Origin of the sequence: Candidatus Villigracilis vicinus (assembly GCF_016702885.1) — a bacterium.
GTDB lineage: Bacteria > Chloroflexota > Anaerolineae > Anaerolineales > Villigracilaceae > Villigracilis > Villigracilis vicinus.
Genome location: NZ_JADJDD010000001.1, coordinates 459,249 through 483,418, shown reverse-complemented (window position 1 = coordinate 483,418; position 24,170 = coordinate 459,249). Strand labels below are relative to the sequence as shown.

25 protein-coding genes are annotated in these 24,170 nt (G+C 49.2%); 13 read left to right on the top strand and 12 right to left on the bottom strand.

What is annotated here, in order from left to right:
- Positions 1 to 22 precede the first annotated feature (22 nt).
- From IPG80_RS02390 to IPG80_RS02365, 6 genes are all read left to right on the top strand, one after another.
- Complete coding sequence (locus IPG80_RS02390) at positions 23 to 1,429, top strand: AAA family ATPase (RefSeq protein ID WP_345102278.1); 1,407 nt, start codon at positions 23 to 25, stop codon at positions 1,427 to 1,429.
- A gap of 26 nt (positions 1,430 to 1,455) precedes the next feature.
- A complete protein-coding gene (locus IPG80_RS02385) occupies positions 1,456 to 3,432 on the top strand; it encodes an acyltransferase family protein (protein WP_345102276.1) in 1,977 nt (658 codons plus the stop codon).
- Positions 3,433 to 3,516: 84 nt separating this feature from the next.
- Positions 3,517 to 5,499, top strand: coding sequence for an acyltransferase family protein (locus tag IPG80_RS02380; RefSeq protein WP_345102273.1), 1,983 nt, complete (start codon positions 3,517 to 3,519; stop codon positions 5,497 to 5,499).
- Positions 5,500 to 5,524: 25 nt separating this feature from the next.
- On the top strand, positions 5,525 to 6,151 hold the full coding sequence (locus IPG80_RS02375) for a histidine phosphatase family protein (protein ID WP_345102271.1): 627 nt from the start codon (positions 5,525 to 5,527) through the stop codon (positions 6,149 to 6,151).
- A gap of 1 nt (position 6,152) precedes the next feature.
- A complete protein-coding gene (locus IPG80_RS02370) occupies positions 6,153 to 6,398 on the top strand; it encodes a hypothetical protein (protein WP_345102269.1) in 246 nt (81 codons plus the stop codon).
- Between the two features lie 45 nt (positions 6,399 to 6,443).
- Positions 6,444 to 6,728 (top strand): peroxidase, encoded by a 285-nt coding sequence (locus IPG80_RS02365; protein ID WP_345102267.1) that lies wholly within the window; start codon positions 6,444 to 6,446, stop codon positions 6,726 to 6,728.
- A gap of 41 nt (positions 6,729 to 6,769) precedes the next feature.
- Here IPG80_RS02365 and IPG80_RS02360 read toward each other — a convergent pair whose 3' ends face one another.
- From IPG80_RS02360 to IPG80_RS02310, 11 genes are all read right to left on the bottom strand, one after another.
- Positions 6,770 to 7,090, bottom strand: a complete 321-nt coding sequence (locus IPG80_RS02360) for a hypothetical protein (RefSeq protein ID WP_345102265.1) — start codon at positions 7,088 to 7,090, stop codon at positions 6,770 to 6,772.
- Positions 7,087 to 9,564 carry a M20/M25/M40 family metallo-hydrolase gene (locus IPG80_RS02355; protein WP_345102263.1) on the bottom strand — a complete coding sequence of 826 codons (2,478 nt, stop codon included), beginning with the start codon at positions 9,562 to 9,564 and terminating at the stop codon, positions 7,087 to 7,089. Before IPG80_RS02355 ends, IPG80_RS02360 begins: the two co-directional genes overlap by 4 nt.
- 104 nt (positions 9,565 to 9,668) lie before the next feature.
- Positions 9,669 to 10,973 carry an aminotransferase class I/II-fold pyridoxal phosphate-dependent enzyme gene (locus tag IPG80_RS02350; protein WP_345102261.1) on the bottom strand — a complete coding sequence of 435 codons (1,305 nt, stop codon included), beginning with the start codon at positions 10,971 to 10,973 and terminating at the stop codon, positions 9,669 to 9,671.
- A 249-nt stretch (positions 10,974 to 11,222) separates the two neighbouring features.
- On the bottom strand, positions 11,223 to 11,519 hold the full coding sequence (locus IPG80_RS02345; RefSeq protein ID WP_345102259.1) for an antibiotic biosynthesis monooxygenase family protein: 297 nt from the start codon (positions 11,517 to 11,519) through the stop codon (positions 11,223 to 11,225).
- 17 nt (positions 11,520 to 11,536) lie between these two features.
- The gene (locus tag IPG80_RS02340; RefSeq protein WP_345102257.1) at positions 11,537 to 11,839 is read right to left on the bottom strand and encodes a YciI family protein; all 303 of its coding nucleotides are present in this window, start codon (positions 11,837 to 11,839) and stop codon (positions 11,537 to 11,539) included.
- A gap of 6 nt (positions 11,840 to 11,845) precedes the next feature.
- Entirely contained in the window at positions 11,846 to 12,205 is a 360-nt protein-coding gene (locus IPG80_RS02335; RefSeq protein ID WP_345102255.1) for a VOC family protein, read from the bottom strand.
- A 348-nt stretch (positions 12,206 to 12,553) separates the two neighbouring features.
- Complete coding sequence (locus IPG80_RS02330) at positions 12,554 to 12,826, bottom strand: hypothetical protein (RefSeq protein WP_345102253.1); 273 nt, start codon at positions 12,824 to 12,826, stop codon at positions 12,554 to 12,556.
- A gap of 209 nt (positions 12,827 to 13,035) precedes the next feature.
- Positions 13,036 to 14,649, bottom strand: a complete 1,614-nt coding sequence (locus IPG80_RS02325; protein WP_345102251.1) for an SUMF1/EgtB/PvdO family nonheme iron enzyme — start codon at positions 14,647 to 14,649, stop codon at positions 13,036 to 13,038.
- Positions 14,650 to 14,872: 223 nt separating this feature from the next.
- Positions 14,873 to 16,645 (bottom strand): SUMF1/EgtB/PvdO family nonheme iron enzyme, encoded by a 1,773-nt coding sequence (locus IPG80_RS02320; protein WP_345102249.1) that lies wholly within the window; start codon positions 16,643 to 16,645, stop codon positions 14,873 to 14,875.
- A gap of 154 nt (positions 16,646 to 16,799) precedes the next feature.
- Positions 16,800 to 17,168 carry a hypothetical protein gene (locus IPG80_RS02315; RefSeq protein ID WP_345102247.1) on the bottom strand — a complete coding sequence of 123 codons (369 nt, stop codon included), beginning with the start codon at positions 17,166 to 17,168 and terminating at the stop codon, positions 16,800 to 16,802.
- Between the two features lie 129 nt (positions 17,169 to 17,297).
- A complete protein-coding gene (locus IPG80_RS02310; RefSeq protein ID WP_345102245.1) occupies positions 17,298 to 19,259 on the bottom strand; it encodes an AMP-binding protein in 1,962 nt (653 codons plus the stop codon).
- Between the two features lie 82 nt (positions 19,260 to 19,341).
- On the opposite strand from IPG80_RS02310, the gene IPG80_RS02305 reads away from it, so the two are divergent.
- Positions 19,342 to 19,701: a hypothetical protein gene (locus IPG80_RS02305; RefSeq protein ID WP_345102243.1), complete on the top strand. Its 360-nt coding sequence runs from the start codon at positions 19,342 to 19,344 to the stop codon at positions 19,699 to 19,701.
- Here the strand turns inward: IPG80_RS02305 and IPG80_RS02300 are convergent.
- On the bottom strand, positions 19,690 to 20,112 hold the full coding sequence (locus tag IPG80_RS02300; protein ID WP_345102241.1) for a nitroreductase/quinone reductase family protein: 423 nt from the start codon (positions 20,110 to 20,112) through the stop codon (positions 19,690 to 19,692). The two genes, IPG80_RS02305 and IPG80_RS02300, sit on opposite strands and share 12 nt — an antisense overlap.
- Positions 20,113 to 20,215: 103 nt before the next feature.
- Here IPG80_RS02300 and upp point away from each other — a divergent pair, with 103 nt between their 5' ends.
- The 6 genes from upp to IPG80_RS02270 all read left to right on the top strand — a co-directional run bounded on the left by upp (position 20,216) and on the right by IPG80_RS02270 (position 24,168).
- Positions 20,216 to 20,842 carry a uracil phosphoribosyltransferase gene (upp, locus tag IPG80_RS02295; protein WP_345102239.1) on the top strand — a complete coding sequence of 209 codons (627 nt, stop codon included), beginning with the start codon at positions 20,216 to 20,218 and terminating at the stop codon, positions 20,840 to 20,842.
- 6 nt (positions 20,843 to 20,848) lie between these two features.
- On the top strand, positions 20,849 to 21,181 hold the full coding sequence (locus tag IPG80_RS02290) for a TfoX/Sxy family protein (protein WP_345102237.1): 333 nt from the start codon (positions 20,849 to 20,851) through the stop codon (positions 21,179 to 21,181).
- Between the two features lie 45 nt (positions 21,182 to 21,226).
- On the top strand, positions 21,227 to 22,909 hold the full coding sequence (locus IPG80_RS02285) for an amidase (RefSeq protein WP_345102235.1): 1,683 nt from the start codon (positions 21,227 to 21,229) through the stop codon (positions 22,907 to 22,909).
- Positions 22,910 to 22,985: 76 nt separating this feature from the next.
- Entirely contained in the window at positions 22,986 to 23,414 is a 429-nt protein-coding gene (locus IPG80_RS02280) for a DUF1801 domain-containing protein (protein ID WP_345102232.1), read from the top strand.
- A 32-nt stretch (positions 23,415 to 23,446) separates the two neighbouring features.
- Positions 23,447 to 23,872 (top strand): DUF1801 domain-containing protein, encoded by a 426-nt coding sequence (locus IPG80_RS02275; RefSeq protein WP_345102230.1) that lies wholly within the window; start codon positions 23,447 to 23,449, stop codon positions 23,870 to 23,872.
- Positions 23,872 to 24,168 (top strand): class I SAM-dependent methyltransferase, encoded by a 297-nt coding sequence (locus IPG80_RS02270; protein ID WP_345102228.1) that lies wholly within the window; start codon positions 23,872 to 23,874, stop codon positions 24,166 to 24,168. The genes IPG80_RS02275 and IPG80_RS02270 overlap by 1 nt, the downstream gene beginning before the upstream one ends.
- Positions 24,169 to 24,170: the final 2 nt, after the last annotated feature.

The following is a 24,170-nucleotide window of genomic DNA, read 5'->3' as shown; positions in this document are numbered from 1 at the left end:
TGCTCAGGCTATAATCTCAAGCATGACCGACCTCTTTGACCACGCCATGCAGGAACGCATGAAATCAGAAGCGCCGCTCGCCGCGCGTATGCGTCCGCGCATCTTGGAAGAATATATCGGTCAGGAGCACATCATTGGCGAAGGCAAATTATTACGGCGCGCCATTGAAGCGGATAGACTTTTCTCCTCCATCATCCTTTGGGGACCTCCAGGTACTGGCAAAACAACCCTCGCACAGGTGATCGCCAATTCCACAAAAAGCCACTTTGTCACCATCTCCGCCATCCTTGCAGGCAAAGCTGATCTACGCGTTGCAATTGATGATGCTCTTGAACGAAGGCGATTGAACAACGAAAAGACCATTCTCTTTGTAGATGAAGTCCATCGCTGGAACAAAGCACAGCAAGATGCCCTTCTGCCGCATGTTGAGAATGGCACCTTCACGCTCATTGGGGCAACGACCGAAAATCCTTATTTCGAAGTTATTAAAGCGTTGATCTCGCGTTCGCGAGTGTTTCAATTACGGAACTTAAATCAAAACGAAACCGGCATTCTTTTGGATCGCGCTCTTGCTGATAAGGAACGCGGCTACGGGAACAAAAAGATCACATTTGACCCGGATGCCCGTTCTCATTTGATCGAGGTTGCATCTGGTGATGCCCGCAATGCTCTAAACGCACTGGAGTTGGCTGTTGAATCTACAGCACCAGACGGGAATGGAATTGTGCATATCACATTGGATGTGGCACAAGAGTCGATTCAGCGTCGTGCTGTTCTGTATGATAAAGATGGCGATGCTCATTACGATACCATCTCTGCCTTCATCAAGTCTGTACGCGGCTCAGACCCAGACGCAGCTTTGTACTGGCTCGCAAAAATGATCTACGCCGGGGAAGACCCCAAGTTCATCATCCGCAGGCTGATCATCCTCGCCGGAGAAGATATTGGTATTGCAGACCCCATGGGGCTTGTAGTGGCATCTTCCGCTGCACAAGCATTTGAATTCATCGGGCTGCCGGAAGGCATCTATCCGATCGTGGAAGCAACGCTTTATCTTGCAACTGCGCCAAAATCCAACAGTGCTGGCGCTTACTTCAAGGCTATGAAAAAGATCGAAGACGAAGGGCAAGTCTCTGTGCCACGCCACTTAATGGACAGTAACCGTGATGCCGCTGCCATGGGTCATGGCAAAGACTATGTGTATCCGCACGAAATGGAAGGTCACTTTACGCCGCAACAATACCTGCCAAAGCGACTCTTGGGAACATACTTCTACGCACCCTCACAAGAAGGATACGAAGCCCAGGTTACCTCGCGGTTGGAAATGTGGCGCGAAGCACAGCGAAAGGCGCTGGGAATCACAAAAGTGGAAACCATCCCTGCCATGAGCGAAGAACAGATCCAGGAAATGAAAAGAAAGATCAAATAGTTCTAAAAGGAACTCCCCAAATTTCAATGAAACATACTTATCGAGATGACATCGACGGGTTGCGCGCCATTGCCGTACTTGCCGTCATTTTCTATCATGCGGGGGTTCCTTTCTTTTCCGGCGGTTACGTTGGTGTCGATGTTTTCTTTGTCATCTCTGGGTTTTTGATCACGGGCATCATTTTTCGGGAGATTCAAAGCGGCACGTTCAGTCTTACCAGATTTTATGAACGCCGCATTCGGCGCATTTACCCGGCAGTCTTTGCCTTGATCGGGTTTGTCCTGATCGCCGGTGCTTTTCTTTACGGCGCTCCTGATTTCGAAAAGATCAGCAGAAGCGCAGCAGCCAACACGGTCTTTTTATCCAATATGCTCTTCTGGCGGGAATCGGGGTATTTTGAAGATCCCTCCACGCTCAAACCCTTGTTGCATACCTGGTCGCTTTCAGTGGAAGAACAATTTTATATATTCTTCCCGATCATGATGGTGTTGATCGCCCGGTTCTTCAAGTCTAATTTTTCAAAAATCATTCTTTTGCTTATGCTAGGTTCCTTTGCTGCCAGCGTTTATGCCACCTATCAATATACATCAGCAGCATTTTATTTCATGCCATTGCGTGCATGGGAATTATTTCTAGGCAGTTTACTTGCGTTATCCGGTGACTCGTTCCGTGCAGGAATTAAGGCTCGCAACTTCTTATCCACAGTTGGACTTGGTCTAATCGCAGGAAGCGTGACACTCCTTACAGAAGAAACAGCCTTCCCTGGCTGGGCGGCATCATTACCCGTGTTGGGTGCAGGTTTGGTTCTCTTCGGCGGAATGGAAGAAAATACGTTCATACGGAAAATCCTTGGATTTCCTCCACTTGTATTCATTGGGAAGATCTCCTATTCGCTTTATTTATGGCATTGGTCGCTTCTGGTCATGGGAAAGTATTACCTCATCCGAGAAATAACAATTACGGATACCCTTATTTGGCTGGCTTTGACATTCACGCTTTCAACCCTCTCATGGATGTTCATAGAAACGCCCTTCCGTTCTGGAGTCTTTTGGACACGCCAGCGTACATTTGTACTTGGAGCTGGGCTAATGACTGTCACATTTGCCATTAGTCTTTTCATTTATCTCAATCAGGGTTTTCCACAACGCTTTCCACAAATCGCTTCAGGAGATGATGATGCCGAAAAGGTGCGTTGGGGCGGCTGTATTACAGAACACAGAAAAGAGCCGCCTGCAGAAGTCTCTCTTTGCACAATTGGCATGGATGGCGGAGAGCCCGAATTCCTTCTTTGGGGCGACTCGCACTCCCGGGCAGTGGCACCCGCAGTGGATGAATCAGCTGTCGCTTCAGGCGTGACCGGGTACATATCCGCCATGCCTGGCTGTCCACCACTCCTCGGCATCGACCGCCAGGATCAATTCCTTGGCAGTTGCAGCACCTACAACGATATGGTGCTCAATTATCTTGTACAACATCCGGAATTAAGAACGGTCATTTTGATGGGTCGGTGGAGTATTTCAGCAGATGGAAGAAAATTCAAAGGTGAAGAAGGAGCAACCAAACGGCAGTTGGATGTTTGGAATAACAAGGAAGGCGCAAATGCAGAACTGTTCGATCTAGGATTAAACCGAACAGTTACCCAACTCACAGCCATGGGACGGCGCGTGGTCATTATTGCCGGGATCCCAGAGATAGGATACGATGTTCCATCATCATATGCAATCGCCTCTAGAACCGGGAGGGATGTCAACTCCATCATCGCCCCCACATATCAGGAATATTTGGTACGCAACCTGGATGCCCGCAACTCCATTGACGCGATCGCAGCAAGTTACAATCTTCTGGTTGTAGACCCTTCCACCGTGCTTTGCGATTCAGAAAGATGCCTCGCAGTGGCAGACAACCAGCCGCTTTACCGTGACGATGATCACCTTTCTACATACGGCGCTCATTATATATCTAACATCTTCGACCCATTGTTTGTCAGCCTTAGTGGCAAATAATGGATTAATACGCTAAAGAGTAACAAAAACTATTTAGTACACAAAGGCTCTCTTGCTGTTTTTTAAGTAGGCTATTACAACTTAATGAAATTAAATTACCGAAAAGACATTGATGGTTTACGCGCAATTGCAGTATTGGCAGTTTTACTGAATCACGCCAACATACCCGGGTTTTCCGGAGGGTATGTTGGCGTTGATGTTTTCTTTGTGATATCAGGCTTCTTGATCACTGCCATCATCGCCCGCGAGATCGAGGGTGGCGAATTCACTTTCAGTAAATTTTACGAGCGACGAATTCGGCGGATCCTCCCGGCGCTTAGTGTTGTGACTCTATTTGTTCTTTTGGCAAGTTTTGTCTTATTTGATGCGGAAAAATTACACTCCGTCGGGAAAAGCCTGATCGCAACAACATTGTTTTATTCAAATATAAACTTCTGGATGGAGGCTGGTTATTTCGATGCCCCGTCACAATTAAAGCCACTACTTCACACATGGTCGTTGGCAGTGGAAGAGCAATTCTATATCATCTTCCCAGTCTTCATGATCATCCTGTATCTTTATGCCAAACAATTTAAGAATCTGGTATTGATATTTGTTTTCGGACTCTCACTTGGATTTGCAATATACCAGTCCAAACAAGATACTTCTGCAGCGTTCTATCTCGTTCAATATCGGATGTGGGAGCTTCTAACCGGGGCATTGTTATCCTTAAATATTATCCCTGCCTTTAATGCCAAAAAGTTCAATAATATTCTAGGGCTTGGGGGGTTGGCATTACTCAGCGCTCCTATTTTTCTGTACTCTGAAAACACATTATTCCCCGGCCTCAATGCAATTCCGCCGGTACTTGGTACAGCATTGGTGATTTACAGCAACTCGACAAGCGAAAGTGCATCTGGTAAGTTATTAGGTTTCCCCGCACTTGTTTTTATTGGAAAGATTTCCTATTCGCTTTACCTATGGCATTGGCCCATTCTCGTATTCTTTAGGTATTATTTAATTCTCCCCGAAACGGTTACCGAGCAATGGCTGATCATTTTCGGCATTTTACTCGTTTCCACCGCTTCCTGGCGGTTCATCGAAACACCGTTTCGATCTCAAAAAACATTCAATACTCAAAAGATCTATATTCTAGCAGCAGGGGCTATGTCTTTTGTATTATTTCTCTCAGGAATGATTTACTATTTCGATGGACTTCTCACCAGAGCCGGACTTACAAAACTGCCATATTCAAGAGAAGAGGGAGGACAGTGGTTTTTAGAAGAATGTAATATCAATTATGTAGACAATCCTAAGGAGATACTGACTTGTAAAGTGGGAGATAAAACTAAAGTTTCAACCTTCATGATATGGGGCGACTCGCACACGCCTGCTCTTGGAAAAGCTGCAAATGACGCATCTAAAATTTACGAGCTATCCGGTGTTATTACATACGCTCAGGGATGTCCGCCTTATATGGGTATGACACCGACTCCTTCGTATGGTGATCTTTCATGTGACAGGTACAACAAAATGGTTATCGATTACCTCGAAGCTCATCCAGAGATAAGAACCGTAGTGCTTGTTAGCCGAATGACACTCTATTTGGAAGGAACCCCGTACAAACAGGAAGATGACATAAATCATATCCTCACAGACACTCATCACGAAGCGCCCAAAGGTGCAAATTCAGAAATATTGATAAGACTTGGTCTAGAGAGAACTGTTCAATCGCTAAAAAGCATGAACAGGAATATATACATCGTTGTGCCTATACCAGAAGTTGGATATGATGTACCTTCTGCCAACTTTATAGCCAGCCGTACCGGACGAGACATTAACAACCTCATTGCACCGACACTGGATGAATACCTGGCTAGAAGCGAACGAACCAGGCTTCTATTGGATGAATTCAAGAACTCGTATGGAGTAGAGTTGATTGAGCCCTGGAAAACACTCTGCCAGGAATCCATTTGCAGGGTCTCGATAGACGGAATTCCGCTATATTTTGACGATGATCATCTTTCTGTATTTGGGTCTGAAGTTTTGACACCGGTCTTTGAACCAATATTTGCAGGCATAAAATAAAACCATTCTATGGGAGCACAAGGTTATGACTTTATTATTACTGATCCGACATGGTGAAAATGAATACGTTAAGACCGGCAAAATGGCTGGACGAATTCCCGGCGTACATTTAAATGAAAAAGGACAGAAACAGGCCCAGTCATTGGGAGAAGCGCTGCGTGACGTTCCGATCAAAGCCATTTATGCGAGTCCGCTTGAAAGGGCAATGGAAACAGCAGCGCCGATCGCAGAAACTCATAAATTAGGCATTCAACAAGAACCTGATTTGATGGATACCGACATTGGGAAGTGGCAGGGAAAATCATGGAAGCTGCTGGCGCTAAAAAAGGAATGGAAGATCGTACAAAACGCGCCATCACGTTTTCGCTTTCCTGAAGGCGAGTCATTTCCTGAGTGCCAATTGCGGATCGCCAATGTGTTGGAACGAGTGATCAAAAAACACAATAAGCCACAAGATATTGTGGCAGTGGTATTTCACGCGGATCCGGTCAAGCTGGCAGTAGCCCATTTCCTTGGAATGCCACTCGATCATTTTCAACGACTGGGATGTGACACCGGTTCATTGACCGCCATCCATGCAGGGGAAGCGGGTGCGCACCTGGTGAAAATGAATTACCGCCCACCATTCGATTTTTTACCAAGGAAAAAATAATATGCCGTGGATCAAGCAGATCTCGATCGAAGAAGCCACGGGCTTATTGAAGACGCAATTTGACACGGCATTAAAGCGCGCCGGGCGGGTATGGCATATTGTTCATATCATGTCACTTAACCCGCGCGCCTTGCGAGACAGCATTGGATTTTATTCCACACTCATGATGGGCGAATCGCCGCTTTCACGCGTGCAACGAGAAATGCTGGCTGTGGTTGTTTCCACTGTAAATGAATGTCATTACTGAACACAGGCACACGCACACGACCTCCGTGTTGAGGTTGGAAAATTAATGAACGCAGCCGAGGCTGATGCTTTTGTGCATGCAGTGGCAAAAGATTGGATTAGTGCGCCGCTTTCTGAGGCAGATAAATCCCTCTGTCGTTACGCCGAAAAATTGACCCTCTCGCCCAGCACAATGACACCCGACGACCTCAATGAGTTGCGCGATGTCGGCTTTGACGATACCGCCATTCATGACGCCACACAGGTCATCGGTTATTTTAATTACATCAATCGTGTAGCAGATGCGCTCGGTGTGGACCCGGAAGTTTTTATTCCTCCATGGGGCAAGTGACCTTCAAAATAAAAAGATGGGCGACTTGGTCGCCCATCTTTTTATTTCCATAATTTCGCCAATTCATTCAGCGACTTGTAATATGGTTCGATACTCGGAATGAAGTGTGCCTCATTCTTCGCATGCGGACCCACCCCCGACTGCCCCCAAACAACTGCCTGACCACCGGGAGCAAAGCGTGCGCTGGTGCCGGGCAATTTTTTACCAATACGCGGCTCTTCCCCACCCGCTGCCTGCCGAACCGCTTCGATAAGCGCTTTCAACGCTGGATTATTAGGGTCACATGCTACACCGTTTTCCATGACCGAAAAACTGGATTCCAGTCCGTTCTCAGCACAGTACGCCTCGACCTTGGATTTCAATCCTTCAACATCATCCTGGGAATGGGACGGATCTCCACACCCAAGATACCTTCCGCTGCAGTGACGTTATACACCCCTGGAGTGCCCACGTTTATGAACGGGAATTTCGCTTGCGACTGCCAGCCATCGGCTGCCTTAAGGGTGAGATGCTTGGCAAACATTTCGCTTAAAGCAGAGCGGGCAGCGATCAGTTTCTCGCTCAAGTCGCCGGTTCCTGCCACACCGCTATGTCCCTTTGCTCCTCGTGCGATCACATCAAAACGCATTACGCCACGATTCTCGATGCATATTTCACCAAAGAGCTCGGTGCCTTTTTCGCCGGTACGTTCGCCCGCGATAAATAATGATGGGACGAGGTTTAGTTCTTTCAAAACGTGTGGGGTACCCCAAGCTTCGGCTTCACCATTCTCTTCGTTACCAACCAAAAGCAATTGAACATTCGGGTACGGCTCCCCGGTCTTCATCTGGTCTTTCATCCAGACCAAATAAGTTGCGACAACAGTTTTCATATCCGCCGCGCCGCGTCCGTGCAGGTAATCCCCTTCTATGCGCGGATTGAACTGAGAGTCATCGGGCTCAGGTTCGACTACGTCGAAGTGACCCGTGAGCAGGATCGGGTCGGATTTCAAAGCACCGGGGAAAGTGGCATACACAGCGGGATACTTCCCATCAAAATACTTCACTTCCAAACCAGCATTGCGCAAATACTCATCGATGAGAGAGCCTGCGCGGTGTACTTCATCAAGGCGTTCATCGGGGCAGGCAGTGACGGATGGAATACGGATCAATTGCTGGGCAAGATCAAGGATCTCAGCGGTTTTGTTGGGATAGGACAGATCAAGTACTGCACGTATGCGCGGGCGGAATTGAACCGGCATATTGGGAGCTTGCCGTGCTGCATCCCGGCTGCGCTGAATATATTCGGCGATCTTAGGTGCATCGGCTCCAAGAGCAGAGTAATCAGAGCAAACACGTTCCACATCAGCTTTCACGCGTGCCTCATGCTCATAGAAGAATTCCTTCAAAAGTGACATGGGGACTTCGTCGCTTTCGCCGATCTCCATTTTTAGACGAGCACGGATCTTCTCTGCAGTGTTACGTCCGCCTTCAGCCATTTCTACAAGCGGCTGAAGGTCAGTCCACTGGTTAAGGGATTGTGCAAGCGGTTTGAGTTCGTTGAGGGTCCATTTGAGGAATTCGCGAACGGTTATGGGCTTTCCAGTAATCGGGTTTTCGATCTCGGCACGCAAACCATACTTGGACGCAAGCTCTTCATTGGCGCGGGCGCGGGTGATATCTTCGTGATCGTAACGGAAGCTGCGCGCGAACTTTGGGTCGGAGTAGATCTTCAGCATCAGCAAATGGCGGAAGGTCAGGTTGGCAACATCAAGGTCAAGATTATGACCGCCCTCATCCACACGGATCTCTACACGCCCCATGGGCAGATTGATGCGAGCCATCAGATTTTGGCGCTCCACCTGACGCGCCATTTCTTCGGGCGGAGTGGATTGACCTGCAGCAAATAAGCCCCGTGCATAAAGCGCCTCAAGCTGTTCGCTTGTTGTGGAAATAATTCGTTCAACAGGTTCTGAAAAACTGCGAGCACGGACGGGTGTCCAATTATTGTTGCCAAAACGTACGCCACGTCGGACGAGGTCATAGGAGATCTGTAAATAATCGTTATACGAACGATATAGATCTGGCAGATCCGTTTCGCGCGGGTTTGGGAAGGTCAGGTTACGGATCGAGTCGTATTCAGTGAGGATGACGGCAGCCCGTCCATCTCTAACCTGTGCCTGCATCGGCGTGGAGGCGCTGGTTGCGATAAATAAAGAAGCGAATGCCCGCAGAAGGCGCGTGGCAGTAATATAAAACTCGGATTTAAATTCATCGAGATGTTTATCGCCGCGCTCACTGGCAGAGAGGTGCATAAAATCCCAGGCAAAAAGCGGGTCTGGCAGGGATATATTGGTGTGAATGCCCGTGGTAGCAAGAGTATCACCATACATATCCACGCACTTTTCGAGGTAACGGCGTTTAGCCAGTGACCAATTTCCAGGGATGGACTGATACCCTATATCCGTTAGAAAAAGTAGGTTTCCATGCCAGTAATGCAGACGTTCGCCAAAATTAGTACCTGCATGATGCAGAGCATTCATGAGCGTGGCTTCCATCAGGCGGGCTTCATACATGGCACCGCGCGGAGTGTAATATGGACGTGTGGCCCATTCGATCATCCAGTGGAAGACCTCAAGCTGACTGAATTGCTTCTGCCAGGAAGGAAGGCATTCAGCACGAAGGTAATCGACAAAGGAGTGCTTGTTGGGTCCCGTCCCCACGGTTAATAACGGACGCAGGTCTTCATCGAGCAGATTCCATTCCTGTTCAAAACCGGCGAGTCCGCCTTGGGGTTTTTCTTTTATTGATTCTTCAAGCGCAAGTAGATATTTATCGGCAAATTTTTGTGAGGGCATGATTTTTTAACCACGGTGGAAATGAATTCAAATAAGAATAAAGGAATATCCCGTCAGGTTCACAATGGGCATGAACCTCTAATATCCTGACGGGATCGGCAATTTCAGCCCTTGAGTGAGTTAAGACCTTCCATCAATCGCTTGAAGGCACCTTCGGTTCGCTCGGCCGGGGTGGCGTAAGAGAAACGGATCCAGTCACCACCGAAAGGCGAGAAGAAAGCGCCAGGGACAATGGCGATACCGTGATTTTCAGCGAGATACTGCCCTAGCTGTTCCGTGTCAGCCCAACCTTTGGCTTTGATGTATTCTCCGACATTCATAAAAGCATAATAACCCTTGCCAATAATATGCTGGAGTCCGCTATCTGCGAGCAGTTTTTTCAGTACAACGCGGCTGGCATTGGTTGGTTCAATGATGGGCTTGGCGGCTTCCTGAAAGCCCATTTCATACGCTGCCATGGCAACTGCAAGCGAGAAGAAGGAAGGGATGACACCATGAGAAGCACGAGCCGTGATAAATTTGATGACTGCTTCATCAGCAACGAGATGACAATTGCGGATATTAGAGCCGCCCAGCGATTTGGTAATGCCGTCGAGGAACATGATGCGTTTGCGCTCTTCGGGAGTGAAATTTTTAAGGAAGGAGTTCAGGTCCATCGGCGATTCATCTGTAACATAGTGATACATCCAATCGAAAAGCACGAAAGCGACGCCTGCTTCGAGTGCGGCTTTGGCAAGCGAGACTTGCTTTTCCACAGCAATGGTCAAGCCAGTGGGGTTATCAGGATTGGTGATGATAATACCCGCGATCTTGCGCCCTTTAGATTCTGCGAATTTCACACTTTCACGAATTGCTTCTTCTGAATACGCCCAACCTTGTGCCGGGTCACCGGGTGCCCATAGAACATTCGCACCAACCCCATAGGGACCCCAGTTATAAGAAATCCATGGGACGCGGGAAACCATAATGAGATCGCCCTGGCGTCCATGCCCGAGGGCGAGCATGGCTTGATAGGCTTTGTTCAAGGCGTCACGTCCGCCCGCGGTGCCAAGGACGTTGGCAGGACCCCAACCTGAAGCGGCATCCAGCTTCCAGTATTGTTCAATGACCGCCTTGCGATAGGCTTCAGTGCCGAATGGCATATCGTAGGCGGTACCATGCTCGATCTGGAGTTGAAGCGCGCGCTCCAAAAGAGGCTTGGGAGTTCCAGGCAGAGAAGCGCCGCCGTCGCCCTGAGAGGCATCAAAGATCTTTGCCCCAGCGTTCTTTTCTAAATAGACCTTCAATGACTTATTGATGAGGAACATGCGGGATGGCGGGATATCCATCATCTGCTTAAGATGGTCGCTTACAGGGATCAGGTGTTTCTCCTCAACAGCGAGGACGGGGGTGGTATTTGAAATGGACATGGTATTTCTCCTGTGAATTTAAGAAAAATGCCCCGATATCTTCGGGGCATTTGGTGTACCTAGTGAGTATGAACTTGTTGCTGTTCACCTGACAACCACCAATGCCCCGGGCACCGACGAGTGGTGCGGGTGGTATTAGCATTGGTATTCAGGTCAACAACATATTGTTCAGGCATTGGGCGCAAGGATACCACTGCGATACCTATGCGTCAAGCAGAGTCTACTCATTGTTGTGCAAGCCAATATCCCCTATCCGCGAAGACCATGCCCTCCTAATACTCGGAAGTTAGAACCGTTCGGTGCGCCGCTCAACAACGGCATGGCTTCGGCGATAAGCGCCCTTACTCCAGCATCCTGCAAGGAAGCATCGTGGGTTTCCTTATCGTCCCAAATTTCAAACACCCATATCGCAGAGTCGTCCTTCACATCTTCAAGGATGATATACGCGTGGCAGCCCGGCATGGTGGAAACCAATCTCGAAGCGCGCAATAAAATTTCGGCAAGTTGATTTCGCTTATCCGGCTGAGTAGATAATTTTCCGGTCATGGCATACATTGATATTTTCACTTTCGCATCAAAGCGATCTTATATGGATAAAGCGCCGCCGTCATCACGCCGCCTTGTACCGCCGGGTCATTTTCCATGATGTTCTGGGCTGCACTTTCGTTATCCGCTTCGAAGATCACAATACCTAGTGTCGATTCATCGTTGTTCTGTGTCCTGCCGACAAGAATCACCACACCTTTATTCGTCAGGTCGGTTAGATAAGCAAAATGCCGCGAAACCGTTTCTGCTTCTGAGGAGGTCGGTCCCTCAGTGACCATGCCCAGACGGGTTGGTCGAAGTAGATATATAAATTGGCCCATAGCTATTTAGGGATTCAAACTTGTGTAAAGCGCAAGCACATTCCCAGTTGGGTCTTGAAAGACTCCATACCAACCCATACCGGGAATTTCAGTTTTCTCACGAATTACCTTGCCGCCAAGCTGTACAACTTTTTCGAGATCTTTAACAATATCAATACTATCAATATAAACAAGCACCTGCCCAGCCGGGTTTTCAGCAGAAACCAACGGGAAGCCCCCACCCGAGCCGCTGCCATCTTCGTACATGGTGTAATTCATTTCGGGCACTGGTTGAACCTTCCACCCAAACAAGGCTTGATAAAAACCAGCTGTCGCATCAACGTTTTGGGCAGGTATTTCCACATGAACGATATTTCGTTTGGACATGATAGTTCTCCTTTTAAAAAATTAGTAATTAGGATGAATTTTAGAACACTTATTCTAAAAACACAACCCCTCCAGAGAACTAGATTCGCGTCCTTCTCTCTCGGACGTCGCTCCAACCAAGGATGGACTCTACCGAAAAAAACACCCGCAAAACCAAGAGGTCACGGGTGTATCATTACACTTCATTCACTATTAAGTCGCCATCCCCTTTCTGAAAACATTAGAAACCACATTGAGCGTAATATGCATCTTCGGTCACAGCGCCAAAGCACCCACTAGGGCTCTCGTCTCTGAAATCATAATCACGATTTCCACCCCAAGGGTCAGGAAAATCAGGCAAAGTATCCCCTACATTCGGCGAGCGCCCCCCCCCCCTTGCAATAGCCCTTCCGCCGGGCAATTCAACTTCAACGAACTATCTTCAAAATAGACCCTGCCATCTTTAAAGCTTGATCTTGTGAAATCATTGGGACTAAAGCGGAAGATAAAAATCACACCGCCTCCTCTATCATTACGGGCTTCGATCAACTCTAACGTACCTTGCTGTGCAGCAAAAACCGCTTGCACCGACATGGATAAAAGAATACCAAGCACCACTAAAATAGACGCGACCTTTTTCATCTTATTTATCTCCTTTATGTATATGTCGCCAAACTAGTCAAAATCGGGTTGTGAGAATTAGCGGCAATCAATAAATACACTTTTAATACAGTGTGTCTGCACGTAAATCAAAGTATTAATTCAGGTAACGATTATCAAAAAGTACTTTAGCTCTTACTTAAGCAAAAGATGGACCCTCTTTCGAGAAGTCCATCTTAAAATACTTATGTTTATTTACAAAAACAAGGTGCTGTTCGCGGGCAAACTAAAACCTGAGGAGGTGGGCAAGGTCCGCCTCCTGGTTCGCCTCCGCCTGGATCCCCGGGGTCGTCGCCTGGTTCATCAGTAGGATCAATACATGATGGAATAATCGTAATCGGTGCGCTGGCAGTATCTACAAAAGCGGTTGGGTTGGGCACACAAACACCACCCAATTCATAAAAGCCAACCGGGCACAAACCAAAGTCAACACCGGTGCCGGGCGTGGCAGTACAGCATTGTGTTAGTGGATCATAGGTAGCGCCAGGCAGACATGCAGTACCCTCAGTGCCACTACCATCCCATACGCATTTGTCACCATCCTTGGTGTAATGCATCGGGCAGGTGGCGGCGCAACCTGCCACATCTGTGCAGGAACCGGTCGTAGTTGCTGTTCCGCCAGATCCGGGAGGCTCACATAGGAATTTATCCTTGGTCGGAGTCTGCTCACCAGAGATGGGATTACACCCCGGCGCATCATATGCCCAATCCATTGGAGGGTTGTTACTCATCTCAAACGTAACAATAGTAAAAGTGTTTTGGGTTTGCGGATCGCAGAATGGTTCCACATTAACATTCACATCGTTACATTGCACAGTCGGGGTGCATTCCGCAGGCGACCCATCAGGTCCAATTCCTGCATAACCAACCAATTCACACCAGGGTGCAAAATAAGTTGGCTCAGTTACCACACAGCGGAAGCCTACATCTTCAGCGTTTGCAGCCGGGTCAAGTGAGAAGCGATGAGCCGCTATGGTGATATTGGCACTGTCTGCATAGCTGCTTCCGCGCACCGAGCGTTTCTCACCGAGCTCTGGTCCGAGTGGATCTTGAACAGGGCTCTCTACGTTATAGACTGGGCTGTACCAATCGGCAACCCATTCACGTACATTCCCAGCCATATCCCAGGCTTCATAGAAACTCTTACCATCGGGATAGTCATTCACGGAATTCGTCTGCCCTTTACAAAGACCGTAATTCGTCAGGCTGCAGGTAGGCGCACCATTTCCCCATGGAAAAATATTCCCATCGGGTCCACGAGCGGCTTTTTCCCACTGCGCTTCGGTAGGCAGGCTGCCATGCACAAAACCGCAGTATTCTGCTGCCTGGGTATGTGTGACACCGGTAACAGGAAAATTGGTAAATTTAGTATCTGAAAAACTTGGAGCATTAGTTGGATCAGGGGGTGTACATTTACCTGCCTGGACACATAAAGCATATTGACGGTTGGTCACCTTGGTGCTGTACATCCAGAAATCACCAACTGTGATCTCGCGTTCGGGGTTGTCAGCAAAGTTATACCCCATGGTGAAGGGTCCGCCTGGCACTGCAATCAGAACAGTTCCGTCCACGTACAGAAATTTAGACCCCACTTCCATGGGCGGTCCAGCCAGGTCCACTGTCTGAAGTCCGGCGTTCCCAACAGCGGCGTCTGCGGGAGGCGCTTCTGTCGGTGCCTCTTCCAGCCCAGCAGCACCCGACTGTCCCGGGTCTGCCGAGTCTGTGTTGGCTGCTGGAGCACCACAGGCTGCCAACACCAAAGACAGCACAGCTAACATTGAAACAAGATAAAAAACTTTTTTCATGATCGGCTCTCTCCTTATAAAGTTGAACTAAACATCAGTTTTAGTATATGCTGATGGTAAAGATAGGGATAGCATCCGACATCACCCATTGGTCTTAGTTCCAGACCCGCATATTGGTACTAGCGCAACTCAGATTAATTGCGTTATAAATACTCCCTTTAAATTAAAACCGCCCGCAAGTCAATGCTCACAGGCGGTTTTGATCAATTCAGTAAAACCATGTTTATGGTTTCACGCGCGGGTCACAAGCATCCGCTTTTTCATTCCATTTACATTGAAGGTTTGCCACACAACGATTTTCTTCCTTGATTGGCGCACAAACCTTATCTTCAAGCTGAACACACTTTACTGTGTTAATTCGAACAGCAATACACCCAGTACCGCCCAGCGCTTCTTCCTGCACAGGCACACAAGCAGCAATACTATCGTCAAAAATGAAGCCCGGAGCACAACTCGGGGGAACGGCTCCCACGGCAGCTTGACAACATTGGAAATTCTCGTTGTAAGCATAGCCGTTCACACACCCAGCATAGGTCTGCCCGGCAAGCACAGAATCATCAATGCCGAAGGGCGCGTTGGTTTCGCCATTAGGAGATACACACATGCCCGCCAGATCATCAAAGTACAAGCCGATCGGGCAAGAATTATCTGGTGCAGGTCCAGCGGCACAAACCTGCACACCACCGCGTTGAATGGTCACATACCCAAGCGGACACCCCCCAGCTCCCGGCTGGGCAAGGATCGGGGTATAGGTGCATTTTCCAGTACCAGGATCAAGCGTATATCCTGCATCACAAAATGCGTTCAGGCTGCTGACATCCGGTTGATTGGTACAAGCCGGGTTACAGACAATCACCTCATTCGTCGATTCAATGCCGCGCGGACCCTTGCATGTCAACGAACGGATGCCGCCATCAATATTTTCCTCACATTGAATACGGGTTCCACTTTCCTCCCAGGTTGACCCAAAGGAGATTTGCGCCACGCCGTATCCATCTCCATTCTGACAATACTGATTAACAACCACGCCTTCCGGCATTTCGCAGGAAGTTGCAGATTCGACCTGGTTTACAGGTATATGCGCAGTCAACTGACAATAAGGTGCGAATGGCTGCGGGTTTTGCACTACACAACGGAAACCTGTCGCACGCCCGGCATCGGTCGGCTCGTTATAACGGCGTATCGCAGGAAGGACCTGAATATCTTCGGTCTCAAATGAACTTCCACGCACTCCTCTGTACTTTCCAGTCAATGGACCGGTTGGGTTTGCAGTGGGCGAAGTGGTGTAATATGCTTCATCATACCAATCAAAAACCCATTCAAACACATTACCAGTCATGTCGTAAAGACCAAAGGGGCTTTTTCCATCCTCATAGGTATTTACGTTTGTGGTGCGTCCATAACAATTGCCAAAGTTGAGCAAACCACAGGTTGGTTCCGCTTCACCCCAGGGATACGTATTGCCATTTGCACCACGCGCAGCCTTTTCCCATTGCGCCTCCGTTGGCAACCCGCCCTGCATCCATGAGCAGTATGCCTGCGCCTGATCCCAAGTGACTCCCACTACAGGATTACTTGCAAAACTGGGATTGGTGAACACAGGTCCGCCAAGTTCCTGGGTCGGCGAAGTACATCCACCCGCCCTGACGCACTGATCATACATCCGGTTGGTAACTTTGGTCTGCTGGATCCAGTACGCGTCCAATGAGATGCTATGGATGGGGGCATCACCGCCATACCCCATCGTAAAGGAACCCGTCGGGATGTACACCAATACACTTCCGTCGATCCATTTGATGGTTTCACCGCCTTGAGGTCCGCCGAGATTGATCGGCGCAAGCGGAACCGTCGGCTGAGCGACGGGCGCTTCAGTCGCCGGTGAATTCGTAGCCGTCACTACAACAGTCACAACCTCGGGTGTCGGCGTTCCACAGGAAGACAGGATGAACATCAGTGAAAGGGTCAACCCCAGGATCATATTTCGAACTCTTTTCATTCAATCTCCTTTACTACCAATAAATGGCAGTCGGTTTATTATAAAAGAAAATAGTCCAATCGTTTTTTTTCGAACAGCAGCCGCACCCTTAAAAGCGCTGGGCTGGCATTCGTGCCAGCCCAGCGACTACGACTTGATCGAACTGTATTTTCGATTAGGTGATATGGGTCAATACAGGAGCAGGCGGAGCCGGATGCCGTTCGACCGGTGTTGAAGCCCAAAACCTCGAGCCGCCAAAATACACCATCACATCCGAACCTACCACGGCCGAAGAAGCACTGCAAACTACTGTGGTTTCATCGGACTGGCTGCAATGCAACTTGTATTCATCCCCGTTCGAAACAAGCACATAACCATCTCTCAGCTCACTCTGCGAGAAATAACCGTTTACTGTAAAGATGAAGGTCGGCTTTCCATCATCATTCCTCATGAACATGGAAATTGCCGTAGCGGCATAAGCGTTCTGCGTCGTCAGTGCAAGCAGGGTGAACAAAATCAATGCGACAAAGCTGAACCGTTTCATAGTTTTCTCCTTTTCTATGGTTGCAACAAAATTGCAATGAAAACCTGTCTCTACTTTATCGCTTCAAGATAATAATAATAAGTAGTAGAAACCCTACTTAATCCTTACAGCCGACTATCACGAATTTTTTTACACTCCAATTTTGCGGATCTCCTCCACTGCCGCCGGATTTACCAACGAAGATGTATCGCCCAAATCCAGACCTAAATACGCCGCGCGGATCATGCGCCGCATCACCTTGGCATTACGCGTCTTGGGCAAGTCCGCGACGAACAGGATGGCTTTGGGAGCCAGCGGTTTGCCCATCTCTGCCACCACCATCTCATGCAATTCTTGACGAAGAGCAGCGCTTCGCTCTACCCCGGGCTTGGTCACTGCAAAAATGACCAGCTCACTCCCTTTGACCTCATGCGGCACCCCGATCGCAGCTGCCTCGACAATGGTCTCATGCCGCACAAGAATCGATTCCACCTCAGCCGGACCCAAACGCTTGCCCGCGATCTTGATCGTATCATCCGAACGCCCCAGGATGTACCACAAGCCGTCATCATCGATTGCAGCAAAATCACCATGTACCCATACATTTTCCCAACGCGACCAATAAGTATCCAGATAACGCTGCTTATCATTCCAAAAACCGCGCGTCATCCCGATCCATGGTGCCTTGATGACCAACTCACCCACGGCATTCCGAACCGACTTGCCATTCTCATCAACCACATCCGCATCCATGCCAGGGCAGGGCGCAGAAAAAGCACATGGCTTGAGCGGCATGAGCATATTGCCCATCACAATCCCGCCGGAGATCTCCGTACCGCCAGAATAATTAATAATGGGGACTCTCCTGCCGCCAACTCTCTCGAACAGCCACATCCAGGGATCCGGGTTCCATGGTTCGCCAGTTGACGCAAAACAACGCAATGACGTCAGATCGTGCTTTTCAAAATGCAAATCGCCATGCGGGATGAGCGACCGGATCAATGTTGGCGAAACCCCCATTTGATTGATCTTGTGCCGCTCCGCCAACTCCCATAACCGATCTGGCGCAGGGTGATCCGGCGCGCCATCATAAAGAAACATTGTCGCGCCGAGGATCAAACTCCCAAATACCAACCACGGACCCATCATCCAGCCCATATCCGTCATCCAATAAATGACATCGCCGCGATGTACATCCGTGCCGAACGCCATATCCTGCGCTGCCTTAATCGGGAATCCGCAATGTGTGTGCAGCGCTCCTTTGGGTTTGCCGGTTGTGCCAGAAGTGTAAATGACCATAAGCGGATCTTCGGCACTCATAACTTCAGTTTCAGCTATACCGCCTTGAGATTGCATAAGATCATGCCACCAAACATCTCGATTTGCCTTCATATTTATTGCCTGCCCGGTGCGCTGCAGAACGATCATATGCTTCAAACCAGGGATCTGCTCCGCCGCTTCATCAGCAATTGACTTCATTTCGACTGCCTTGCCGCGCCGAAACGCGCCATCAGCTGCAAAGAGCGCCTTGGCTTCCGCATCCACCATCCGCGAGACGATAGCGCCAGACCCATAACCTGAAAACAGCGGCAGGATTATGCCGCCGATCTTGGCGATTGCCAGCAACGCGATCACGATCTCCGGGGTCATAGGCATAAAAATGCCGATTGCATCGCCTTTTCCAAGCCCTAAAAAGCGCAAAGCATTGGCGGCTTTATTCACTTCATTGTTCAGATCTTCGTATGATAAAGTTCGTGTAATTCCCTCTTCGCCTTCAAATACAATGGCTGGCAGGGAGCCTCCAGCTTCATCGCTTGCCCACTTTTCGACACAGGTATGTACGATATTCATACGCCCGTCCACGCACCACTTTGGAAATTGCATCCCCATATCTAATTCCATCACTCGAGAATAAGGTTTGACAAAGCGGATATCCAAAAACTTCAAGACTGCATCGGTAAACCATTCCACATCCTGTGTCGATCTTTTCATCAAGGCATCAAAGTCTTTGATGCCCCATTCCTTCATAAAAGAAGTTAGGTTCGCCCCTTCCACCTGTGCAGGGGTTGGTCGCCAAACTATCTCACCGCCAAACTTAAACTGTTCGGTCATGGATGTCTCCTCATCAAATTGGTCTTTCTGATTCTAACCCCAAGCCAGACAACGGACAATAAACAACAAGTACAATAACTGCATGTCTGAAACCTTTCCCTGCAATGCCTGCGGCGGACCCAATAAGCCCGCCGCAGGTGTTATCCGTATGGCATGTACATATTGTGGCGCAAACCTGACCATCCCTGAAAATTTGCGCAGAAAACAACAACCTGCAGCACAGGTTAAGCCTAAAGCAACCGGTTCAACCTCGAGCTTTATAAAAGAAGCGCCAGACCTCTTGAATAAAGTCCAGCCTTTCGCCATCAAAGCTTGGAAAACATACGCAGCATGGACATGGATCCGTTGGCTGCTGCCGGCCTGTCTATCCATGCTTGCAATAGGATTTTTTATTTGCATCCTAATTGGCGCAGTGCCAATCGTTTTGAGGCTATTGCGCTAATTTGATCTTCACGAAGAGACGGTCTTTGGCAGTGTTGGCGATATCCTGAGGATCAGGCTTTCCATTCTCAACACGGACTTTCATTGGTTTTGCCGCTTGCGGAACATGACGGAGATATTCATACATTCTCGCTTCGACCGCCTTCTCATCCAATTCAACGTCGGCGGCACCTCGCACAGGTTTGCGCTTCAGCAACAGGTCAACTGTCGCGCCACCCTGTAGATTACGCCACCACTTTCTTTCGCGGCTGGTGATGACCCACAGGTACTCCCCTTCTACATAATATCCAACCGGGGTCGTATAAGCCTTACCCGTCTTTCGCCCAGTGATGGTAATGAGCATCATGCCATTACTCAAAATGCTATGAAACGGTGAACGCAAGATCCACGCCATAAAATCATTTCCATTCATATGAACTCCTTCCCTTTCAGTGTAGTCAATATGCCCGTATTCGTCAGCGGACAAATATCACCTTCGCAGATATAATTAATCAACTCATTTTGGAGAATAGCCCATGTCAAACGTTTATGCCTCGAAACACCCGCTGGTCGCCCATAAATTATCCCGTCTGCGTGATAAGAACACCGAGCCCAAGAAGTTCCGGGAACTTGTTCAAGAGATCGCGGGACTTTTGGCGTATGAAGCCACTGCCGACCTTGCCACCACACCTGTGGAGATCGAAACGCCGCTTCAAAAAATGACCGCACAACAGCTTCAGGAAAAGATCGGTCTGGTGCCGATCCTACGTGCCGGGCTGGGAATGGTAGAAGGGATCTGGGAACTGATGCCCTCTGCCGAAGTCTGGCATATCGGTTTGTATCGCGATGAAAAGACCCTCAAGCCGGTGGAGTATTACAACAAATTACCCATCCAGCCGCGCGTAGCTGTCTGCCTGATCCTCGACCCCATGCTTGCCACAGGCGGATCCGCCACAGCTACAGCGGATGTGCTCAAACGCTGGGGCGTGACCAAGATCAAGTTCGTCGGGCTGATCGCCGCGCCGGAAGGTATCAAAGCCATGCAAACGGCACATCCCGATATTGATATCTACGTCGCCGCCATTGACGATCATCTCAACGAACGCGCTTACATCGTGCCGGGTTTGGGTGATGCTGGCGACCGACAATTCGGCACGGGATAACCTGGCATGGCGTACGACTTAAAACTAGCCGAGCGAATCCGCGCTGAGGTTCAAGGCTTGCCAATCATCGAAAAAAAGATGTTCGGCGGTGTCGGCTATATGCTTCATGGGAATATGGCGGTCGGTATTCTTGGTGATGATTTGATCGTGCGTGTGGGCGTGGACGACTACGAATCCATGTTGAAGCGCACACACGTCAAGATATTCACCATGAAAGGCAGCCCCAAACCCATGAAAGGCTGGCTGATGGTAGAACCCAGCGGAACTAAATCCGCCAAGGGACTCGCGCAATGGGTGAAGCTCGGCGTTGAATTTGCCGCAACACTCTCACCAAAATAAATATCGCAACCGTGATGTAAAAAATATATCTCGCAAAAGAGGCATATGATGGCAAACCAATATGATCTGAAGTCGGTAAAACTCCCATATCTGGCGGGCGGAGTCTTGAAACTCTTTGCCTCTCTGGTAGAAGGCGCCTTGAAAGGCGCATTAATTCCCACACTCTTTGAAAGTGCGGGCGTTACCTGGTTACGCAAGCAACACTTTGACGAAGCGCCAACATATGCACCGATTCACTACACAGGTCAATTGCAAAAAGAAGCCGCCACTGTGCCCGAGGCGGAATTTCCCACATCCCCTTCACAAGGCAAAGGCTTCGTCTTCACATCCATTCACGAATATGCTAACGCCTATCGCGCAAGGACGCTCACGCCAGAAGATGTAGCGAAGCGCGTTCTGGAAGCGATCGAACAAAGCGAAGCATCCAGCCAACCGCTGCGAGCCTTCATCGCTGTGAACCGCGAAGATGTGCTGCGCCAAGCAAAAGAATCTACACAGAGATTCAAAGATGGCAAACCGCTCAGTATATTCGACGGGGTTCCGGTGGCAGTCAAAGATGAAATCGACATGACGCCCTACCCCACCACGGTCGGCACTTCCTTTCTCGGGAAGACTCCAGCTCGAGAAGATGCGACCGTTGTCGCCCGGTTGCGAAGCGCAGGCGCATTGTTGATCGGCAAGACCAACATGCACGAGATCGGCATCAACGTGACGGGACTCAATCCACATCATGGCACCACGCGCAACCCCTACAACCCCGCTCACTTTACGGGAGGAAGTTCAAGCGGCTCTGCCACCGCCGTAGCTGCGGGCTTCGTCCCCGTAGCCATCGGTGCGGACGGCGGCGGGTCGATCCGCATTCCGGCGGGATTTTGCGGCTTGGTCGGCTTGAAAGCCACGTACGGACGCGTCAGCGAATTCGGCGCATTCCCATTAGATTGGACCGTAGCGCATATCGGTCCGATTGCCGGGTCTGCAACAGATGCCGCCTTGACCTACGCCCTGATCGCAGGACCCGACCCCAAAGACGATATCTCGCTGCATCAACCGCTGCCATCGATTAAAGGTTGGGACGATACAAATCTCAAAGGTTTGCGCATCGGCATTTATCGTGAATGGTTCAACCATGCCGACAAAGAAGTGGTCGCCGCTTGTGAAGCCATGCTGAAACAATTTGAAGCGATGGGATGTGAAGTCAAAGAGATCGTCATCCCGAACCTTGAAGCCAATCGCATCGCACATACTGTGACCATCGTCAGTGAAATGGTGCAAGGTATGAGCCAGACCTATGATGAGCATCACAAAGAACATGGCTTGGACGTACGCATCAACCTCGCCCTCGGACGTCAATTCAGCGCCGACGATTACGTCAAAGCCCAACGCATTCGCACGCGGATGATCGCTCACTTCAACAAGGCGTTCAACGATGTGGATGTGATCCTGACCCCAACCACTGCGATTGCCGCGCCTGAGATCAAGAAAGGCGCTCTGCCCGACGGTGAGTCAGATTTGAGCGTGACGGTAGAGATCATGCGTTTCGCCACCGCCGCCAACCTGACCGGTCTGCCTGCTATCACCTTCCCTGCTGGATACACGCAAAAAGGCTTACCCATCGGCATGCAAGCCATGGGGCGCGCCTGGGATGAAGTCACTCTCTTGCGGTTGGCGTATGCAGCAGAAAAGGTTGTCGAACACAAAGCTCCGCAGGTGCATTTCAAGGTCTTGTAGAAAACGCTACTTTTATTTTTAGAACAAATAAGCTAAAATATCTCTACTTTAACCGTTCACCAAAAGGAGATATCCCATGGCAAAGAAAGCGGAACTGAAAACGAAAAAGAACGAAGCAAGCGTTGAAGATTTCATCGGTGCCATCAAGGAAGAAGCCCTGCGCGAAGATTGTTTGGAAATTGCGAAGTTGATGAAGCAAGTCACCAAAAGCGATGGCAAGATGTGGGGCTCGAGCATTATTGGATTTGGTGAGCAACATTTGATCTACGCCAGCGGACGTGAGTTGGATTGGATGTTGATGGGCTTCTCGCCACGCAAACAGAATATTACGCTGTATCTGCCGGGAGCCTTGGAGAGTTATAAGGGTCTGCTGGATAATCTTGGAAAGCACACCACCGGAAAAGGTTGTTTGTATATCAAAAAACTTGCAGATGTAGACAAGAAGGTCTTGAAAGAATTGGTCAGCACCTCTGCGAAAAATGCGCAAAAGGTCAAACACGTGTAACGTTGTTTCGGTAGCCAAGCGAGGAGTTTGTGATGGCGAAGAATGTGGAATTGAAAACCAAGTTAAACGACGCGAGCGTGGAAGATTTTATAAATGCTGTTGAAGATGAAACAATTCGCGCTGACTGTTTCGAGATCGCGAAGCTCATGAAGCAAGTCACCAAAGCGGAGCCTAAGATGTGGGGCTCCAGCATTGTCGGGTTTGGCAGTTACCACTACAAAGGCGCGAGCGGACGCGAAGGCGATTGGATGCTGGTGGGCTTCTCCCCTCGCAAACAAAACCTCACGCTGTACATCATGGCGGGGTTTGACGGTTATCCTGAATTGCTGAAAAAGCTTGGTAAGTTTTCCACGGGCAAGTCTTGTTTATATATCAAAAAATTGGCAGACGTGGATAAGAAAGTCTTGAAAGAGCTGGTCGGCGAATCCGTTCAGTACATGAAGAAGTTGAACAAGTAATGCCCCTACAAAAAGACCCTGAAAACATTGAACGCAAGACTTTACAGCGGTTGGTGGATTTTTCCAACGCGTGCGTCTTGGAAGTTGGTTGCGGTGAAGGGCGATTGACCTTCAAGTATGCCAACTCGGCAAAACAAGTTATCGCTTTCGACCCAGACCATGATGCCTTGCGGGTTGCAAAAGCCGATGCGCGCCTGAAGGGCATTTCAAAAATTCAATTCACTGAAGCCAGCGCAAGCCATATCCCCTTTTCTAAAGAAACATTTGATATCGCCATCCTCGCCTGGTCGCTCTGATG

Coding starts and splice junctions, on each gene's coding strand:
- IPG80_RS02390 (WP_345102278.1), top strand. CDS start 23: ATGACCGACCTCTTTGACCACGCCATGCAGGAACGCATGAAATCAGAA.
- IPG80_RS02385 (WP_345102276.1), top strand. CDS start 1,456: ATGAAACATACTTATCGAGATGACATCGACGGGTTGCGCGCCATTGCC.
- IPG80_RS02380 (WP_345102273.1), top strand. CDS start 3,517: ATGAAATTAAATTACCGAAAAGACATTGATGGTTTACGCGCAATTGCA.
- IPG80_RS02375 (WP_345102271.1), top strand. CDS start 5,525: ATGACTTTATTATTACTGATCCGACATGGTGAAAATGAATACGTTAAG.
- IPG80_RS02370 (WP_345102269.1), top strand. CDS start 6,153: ATGCCGTGGATCAAGCAGATCTCGATCGAAGAAGCCACGGGCTTATTG.
- IPG80_RS02365 (WP_345102267.1), top strand. CDS start 6,444: ATGAACGCAGCCGAGGCTGATGCTTTTGTGCATGCAGTGGCAAAAGAT.
- IPG80_RS02355 (WP_345102263.1), bottom strand. CDS start 9,564: ATGCCCTCACAAAAATTTGCCGATAAATATCTACTTGCGCTTGAAGAA.
- IPG80_RS02350 (WP_345102261.1), bottom strand. CDS start 10,973: ATGTCCATTTCAAATACCACCCCCGTCCTCGCTGTTGAGGAGAAACAC.
- IPG80_RS02345 (WP_345102259.1), bottom strand. CDS start 11,519: ATGACCGGAAAATTATCTACTCAGCCGGATAAGCGAAATCAACTTGCC.
- IPG80_RS02340 (WP_345102257.1), bottom strand. CDS start 11,839: ATGGGCCAATTTATATATCTACTTCGACCAACCCGTCTGGGCATGGTC.
- IPG80_RS02335 (WP_345102255.1), bottom strand. CDS start 12,205: ATGTCCAAACGAAATATCGTTCATGTGGAAATACCTGCCCAAAACGTT.
- IPG80_RS02330 (WP_345102253.1), bottom strand. CDS start 12,826: ATGAAAAAGGTCGCGTCTATTTTAGTGGTGCTTGGTATTCTTTTATCC.
- IPG80_RS02325 (WP_345102251.1), bottom strand. CDS start 14,649: ATGAAAAAAGTTTTTTATCTTGTTTCAATGTTAGCTGTGCTGTCTTTG.
- IPG80_RS02320 (WP_345102249.1), bottom strand. CDS start 16,645: ATGAAAAGAGTTCGAAATATGATCCTGGGGTTGACCCTTTCACTGATG.
- IPG80_RS02315 (WP_345102247.1), bottom strand. CDS start 17,168: ATGAAACGGTTCAGCTTTGTCGCATTGATTTTGTTCACCCTGCTTGCA.
- IPG80_RS02310 (WP_345102245.1), bottom strand. CDS start 19,259: ATGACCGAACAGTTTAAGTTTGGCGGTGAGATAGTTTGGCGACCAACC.
- IPG80_RS02305 (WP_345102243.1), top strand. CDS start 19,342: ATGTCTGAAACCTTTCCCTGCAATGCCTGCGGCGGACCCAATAAGCCC.
- IPG80_RS02300 (WP_345102241.1), bottom strand. CDS start 20,112: ATGAATGGAAATGATTTTATGGCGTGGATCTTGCGTTCACCGTTTCAT.
- upp (WP_345102239.1), top strand. CDS start 20,216: ATGTCAAACGTTTATGCCTCGAAACACCCGCTGGTCGCCCATAAATTA.
- IPG80_RS02290 (WP_345102237.1), top strand. CDS start 20,849: ATGGCGTACGACTTAAAACTAGCCGAGCGAATCCGCGCTGAGGTTCAA.
- IPG80_RS02285 (WP_345102235.1), top strand. CDS start 21,227: ATGATGGCAAACCAATATGATCTGAAGTCGGTAAAACTCCCATATCTG.
- IPG80_RS02280 (WP_345102232.1), top strand. CDS start 22,986: ATGGCAAAGAAAGCGGAACTGAAAACGAAAAAGAACGAAGCAAGCGTT.
- IPG80_RS02275 (WP_345102230.1), top strand. CDS start 23,447: ATGGCGAAGAATGTGGAATTGAAAACCAAGTTAAACGACGCGAGCGTG.
- IPG80_RS02270 (WP_345102228.1), top strand. CDS start 23,872: ATGCCCCTACAAAAAGACCCTGAAAACATTGAACGCAAGACTTTACAG.